At 70.0% G+C, this 6,696-nt stretch carries 1 protein-coding gene; it reads left to right on the top strand.

What is annotated here, in order from left to right:
- The coding region (locus tag AC1D12_RS20555) for a heme utilization protein (protein WP_477842518.1) at window positions 1-6,696 on the top strand (6,696 nt) is incomplete at both ends.

Genomic DNA, 6,696 nt, shown 5'->3' with positions numbered 1-6,696 from the left:
GCTCGGCTCGCTGACCAGCGACCAGTTCGCCGCCCTCACCACCGGCCAGGTCGCCGCACTGACGACCACCCAGCTGTCCACGCTGGGCACCGATGACCTGAACGCGCTGACGACCACGCAGTTCGCCGCGCTGTCGACCGCCCAGGCCGCCGCGCTGACGACCGACCAGATCCCGACGCTGGAAACCAACGACCTGCGCGCGCTGAGCACCGCCGCGCTGAAGGGCTGGACCACCGCGCAGATCGATGCGCTGACCTCCGACCAGATGGGCGCCCTGACGACCGCCCAGGTCGCCGGCCTGACGACCGCGCAGCTGTCCAACCTGACGACCACCGACCTGAACGCGCTGAACACCGCGCAGTTCGCCGCGCTGTCGACCGCCCAGGTCGTGGCCCTGACGCCGACGCAGATCGCCGGCCTGCAATCCGACGACCTGCGCGCGCTGAGCACCGCCCAGTTCGCCGCGCTGACCACCGCCCAGGTCGGCGCGCTGACCAGCGACCAGATCCCCAACCTCGAATCGGCCGACCTGCGTGCCATCAGCACCGCCGGCATCCGCGGCCTGAACAGCGACCAGTTCGRCGCGCTGACCTCCGACCAGGTCGCTTCGCTGACGACCGGCCAGATCTCCGCGCTGACGACCAGCCAGCTGTCCTCGCTGACCTCCGACTCGCTGAACGCACTGAGCACCACGCAGTTCGGCGTGCTGTCGACGGCCCAGGCCGCCGCGCTGACGAGCGACCAGATCCCGCACCTCGAATCGTCGGACCTGCGCGCGCTGAGCACCGCCGCGATCCGCAACTGGACGACCGCCCAGGTCGATGCGCTGACCAGCGACCAGATGGCCCAGCTGACGACCTCGCAAGTCGCCGCGCTGACGACCGCCCAGCTCGCCAACCTGGTCACCGACGACCTGAACGCGCTGACGACCAACCAGTTCGCCGCGCTGTCGACCGCCCAGGTCGCCGCGCTGACGCCGACGCAGATCGCCGGCCTGCAATCCKATGACCTGCGCGCGCTGAGCACCGCCCAGTTCGCCGCACTGACGACCGCCCAGGTCGCCGCGCTGACCACCGACCAGATCCCGAACCTCGAATCCGCCGACCTGCGTGCCATCAGCACCGCCGCGCTGCGCCAGCTCAATTCCGACCAGCTCGGCGCGCTGACCAGCGACCAGATGGCCGCGCTGACGACCKSSCARGTCGCCGCGCTGACGACGACCCAGCTGTCCACGCTGGGCACCGACGACCTGAACGCGCTGACGACCACGCAGTTCGCGACGCTGTCGACCGCGCAAGCCGCCTCGCTGACCACCGACCAGATCCCGACGCTCGAATCGGCCGACCTGCGCGCGCTGAGCACCGCCGCGCTGCGCAACTGGACCACCGCCCAGGTCGACGCGCTGACCTCCGACCAGATGGGCCAGCTGACGACCGCCCAGGTCGCCGCACTGACCACCTCGCAACTGGCGAACCTGACCACCGACGACCTGAACGCGCTGAACACCGCGCAGTTCGTCGCGCTGTCCACCGCGCAAGTCGCCGCGCTGACGCCGACGCAGATCGCCGGCCTGCARTCCGATGACCTGCGCGCGCTGACCACCGGCCAGTACGCCGCGCTGACCACCGCCCAGGTCGCCGCGCTGACCAGCGACCAGATGCCCAACATCGAGTCCTCGGACCTGCGTGCGATCAGCACCGCCGGCATCCGCGGCCTCAACAGCGACCAGTTCGCGGCGCTGACCTCCGACCAGATCGCGTCGCTGACGACCACGCAGGTGGCCGCGCTGACGACCACGCAGGTGGCCTCGCTGGCCTCGGACGACCTGAACGCGCTGAGCACCGCGCAGTTCAGCGCGATGTCGAGCGCGCAGACCGCCGCGCTGACCACCGACCAGATTCCGCACCTCGAATCGGCCGACCTGCGCACGCTGAGCACCGCCGCGCTGCGCAACTGGACCACCGCCCAGGTCGATGCGCTGACCTCCGACCAGATGGGCCAGTTGACGACCGCGCAAGTGGCGGGCCTCACGACCGCCCAGCTGACCAACCTGACGACCGACGACCTGAACGCGATGAATACCGCGCAGTTCGCCGCGCTGTCCACCGCCCAGGTCGCCTCGCTGACCGCCACCCAGATCGCCGGCCTGCAGTCCGATGACCTGCGTGCGCTGAGCACCGCGCAATACGCCGCGATGAACTCGGCCCAGGCCGCTGCCCTGACGACCGACCAGATCCCGAACCTCGAATCGGCCGACCTGCGCGCGCTCAGCACCGCCGCGATCCGCGCGCTGAACACCGACCAGATCAATGCGCTGACCTCCGACCAGATGGCCCAGCTGACGACCGCCCAGGTCGCCGCGCTGACCTCGACGCCGCAGGTCGACGGCCTGAACACCAGCAACCTGAACGCGCTGACCACCGCGCAGTTCGCCGCGATGACCACCGCCCAGGCGGCCGCCATCACGACGACGCAGATGTCGAACCTGGAGACGCAGGATCTGCGCGCCCTCAGCACCGCGGCGATCCGCGCGCTGAACAGCGACCAGCTGGCCGCGCTGAACTCCGATCACATGGGCGCGCTGTCGACCGCACAGGTCGCCGCCATGACGACGAACCAGGTCTCGCACCTGACGACGGAAGACCTGAACGCGCTGAACACCGCCGACTTCGTCGCGCTGTCGACCGCCCAGGTCGCATCGCTGACGGCCTCGCAGATCGCCGGCCTGCAGTCCGATGACCTGCGCGCACTGACGACGGCACAGTACGCCGCGCTGTCGACCACGCAGGTCGGCGCACTGACCAGCGACCAGATCCCGAACATCGAATCGGCCGACCTGCGTGCCATCAGCACCGCCGGCATCCGTGGCCTGAACAGCGACCAGTTCGCCGCCCTCACCTCCGACCAGATCGCGTCGCTGACGACCGCGCAAGTGGCCGCGCTGACGACGACGCAGCTGTCGTCGCTGGCCTCGGACGACCTGAACGCACTGAGCACCAGCCAGTTCGCGATCCTGTCGACCACACAAGCCGCGTCGCTGACGACCGACCAGATCCCGCACCTGGAATCGGYCGACCTGCGTGCGCTGAGCACCGCCGCGATCCGCAACTGGACGACCGCCCAGGTCGATGCGCTGACCTCCGACCAGATGGGCCAGCTGACGACCTCGCAGGTCGCCGCGCTGACGACCGCCCAGCTGTCGAACCTGGTCACCGACGACCTGAACGCGCTGAACACCGCGCAGTTCGCCGCGCTGTCCACCGCCCAGGTCGCCGCGCTGACGCCGACCCAGATCGCCGGCCTGCAATCCGATGACCTGCGCGCGCTGAGCACCGCCCAGTTCGCCGCGCTGACGACCGCCCAGGTCGCCGCGCTGACCACCGACCAGCTGCCGAACCTCGAATCGGCCGACCTGCGTGCGATCAGCACGACGGCGCTGCGCCAGCTGAACTCCGACCAGCTCGGTGCGCTGACCAGCGACCAGTTCGCCGCCCTGACGACCGCGCAAGTGGCTGCCCTGACGACGACCCAGCTGTCCACGCTGGGCACCGGCGACCTGAACGCGCTGACGACCAACCAGTTCGCGATCCTGTCGACCGCCCAGGCTGCTGCACTGACGAGCGACCAGATCCCGACGCTCGAATCGGCCGACCTGCGTGCCCTGAGCACCGCCGCGATCCGCAACTGGACGACCGCGCAAGTCGATGCGCTGACCTCCGACCAGATGGGCCAGTTGACGACCGCGCAAGTGGCCGCCCTGACGACCGCCCAGCTGAGCAACCTGGTGACCGACGACCTGAACGCGCTGAACACCGCGCAGTTCGTCGCGCTGTCGACCGCGCAAGTCGCCGGCCTGACCGCGACGCAGATCGCCGGGCTGCAATCCGATGACCYGCGTGCCCTGACGACGGCGCAGTACGCCGCGCTGAACACCGCGCAGGTCGCGGCGCTCACCACCGACCAGATCCCGAACCTGGAATCGGCCGACCTGCGCGCCATCAGCACCGCCGCGCTGCGCCAGCTGAACTCCGACCAGCTGGGTGCCCTGACGAGCGACCAGTTCGCTGCGCTGACGACCGCCCAGGTGGCGGCGCTGACGCCGGCGCAACTCGCCAGCCTCGGCTCCGACGACCTGAACGCGCTGACGACCAGCCAGTTCGCGATCCTGTCGACCGCCCAGGCCGCCGCGCTGACCACCGACCAGATCCCGCACCTGGAATCGGCCGACCTGCGCGCCCTGAGCACCGCCGCGATCCGCAACTGGACGACCGCGCAAGTCGACGCGCTGACCTCCGACCAGATGGGCCAGCTGACGACCTCGCAGGTCGCCGGCCTGACGACCGCCCAGCTGAGCAACCTGGTCACCGACGACCTGAACGCGATGAACACCGCGCAGTTCGCCGCGCTGTCGACCGCCCAGGTCGCCTCGCTGACGCCGACGCAGATCGCGGGCCTGCAGTCCGATGACCTGCGTGCGCTGACCACCGCGCAGTACGCCGCGCTGAACTCGGCCCAGGTCGGTGCGCTGACGACCGACCAGATCCCGAACCTCGAATCGGCCGACCTGCGCGCCATCAGCACCACCGCGATCCGCGCGCTGAACAGCGACCAGCTGGCCGCCCTCGACTCGAGCCAGATCGGCGCGCTGACGACCGGCCAGGTCGCGGCCCTGACGACCACGCAGCTGTCGACGCTGAACAGCGACGACCTGCGCGCCCTGACGACGCAGCAGTACGCCGCGCTGTCGACCACGCAAGTCGCGTCGCTGACCACCGACCAGATCCCGACGCTGGAATCGTCCGACCTGCGCACGCTGAGCACCGCCGCGCTGCGTTCGTGGAACACCGACCAGCTGAACGCGCTGAGCTCCGACCAGATGGGCCAGCTGACGACCGCGCAGGTCGCCGGCCTGACGACCGCCCAGCTGGCGAACCTGACGACCGAAGACCTGAACGCGCTGAACACGGCCGACTTCGCCGCGCTGACGACCGCCCAGGTCGCCGCGCTGAAGGTCAGCCAGGTCGCCGGCCTGGAAACCGACGACCTGCGTGCGATGACCACGGCGCACTACGCCGCGCTGTCGACCGCGCAAGTCGGCGCGCTCACCAGCGACCAGATCCCGCACCTGGARTCGGCTGACCTGCGTGCSATCAGCACCGCCGGCATCCGTGGCCTGAACAGCGACCAGTTCGCAGCCCTCACCTCGGACCAGGTGGCATCGCTGACGACCGCGCAAGTCGCGGCGCTGACGACCACCCAGCTGTCTTCGCTGACCTCCGACTCGCTGAACGCGCTGAGCACCGCCCAGTTCGCGATCCTGTCGACCGCGCAAGTCGCGTCGCTGACCACCGACCAGATCCCGCACCTCGAATCGGCCGACCTGCGTGCGCTGAGCACCGCCGCACTGCGCTCGTGGAACACCGACCAGCTGAACGCGCTGACCTCGGACCAGATGGGCCAGCTGACGACCGCGCAAGTGGCGGGCCTCACGACCACCCAGCTGACCAACCTGACCAGCACCGACCTGAACGCGCTGAACACCGCYGACTTCGCTGCGCTGTCGACCGCCCAGGTCGCTTCGCTGACGGTCGGCCAGGTGGCCGGCCTSSARACCGACGACCTGCGTGCGATGACGACGGCGCACTACGCCGCGCTGTCGACCGCACAAGTCGGCGCGCTGACCAGCGACCAGATCCCGCACCTGGAATCGGCCGACCTGCGTGCCATCAGCACGGCCGGCATCCGCGGCCTGAACAGCGACCAGTTCGCTGCGCTGACCTCCGACCAGATCGCGTCGCTGACGACCGCGCAAGTGGGCGCGCTGACGACCACCCAGCTGTCCTCGCTGACCTCCGACTCGCTGAACGCACTGAGCACCGCCCAGTTCGCGATCCTGTCGACCGCGCAGGCCGCCTCGCTGACCTCCGACCAGATCCCGCACCTGGAGTCGTCGGACCTGCGTGCCCTGAGCACCGCCGCGATCCGCAACTGGAGCACCGCACAGGTCGATGCACTGACCAGCGACCAGATGGGCCAGCTGACGACGGCGCARGTCGCCGCGCTGACGACGGCCCAGCTGAGCAACCTGGTCACCGACGACCTGAACGCGCTGAACACGGCTGACTTCGCCGCGCTGTCGACCGCCCAGGTCGTGTCGCTGACGGCCACGCAGATCGCCGGCCTGCAGTCGGACGACCTGCGCGCCTTGACCACGGCGCACTTCGCCGCGCTGACGACCACGCAAGTGGCCGCGCTGACCAGCGACCAGCTGCCGAACCTGGAATCGGCCGACCTGCGTGCGATCAGCACCGCCGCGCTGCGCCAGCTGAACTCCGACCAGCTCGGCGCCCTGACCAGCGACCAGTTCGCTGCGCTGACGACCGCGCAAGTGGCGGCCCTGACGACGACCCAGCTGTCGCAACTGGGCACCGACGACCTGAACGCGCTGACGACGACGCAGTTCGCGACGCTGTCGACCGCCCAGGCCGCCGCGCTGACCACCGACCAGATCCCGACGCTGGAATCGGCCGACCTGCGTGCGCTGAGCACCGCCGCGATCCGCAACTGGACCACGGCGCAGGTCGATGCGCTGACCTCCGACCAGATGGGCCAGCTGACGACCGCCCAGGTCGCTGCGCTGACCACCTCGCAGCTGTCGAACCTGACCAGCACCGACCTGAACGCGCTGAACACCGC

It is taken from the genome of Rhizobacter sp. P1_G5 (assembly GCF_056405435.1).
This window is presented reverse-complemented; position numbering and strand designations above follow the sequence as displayed.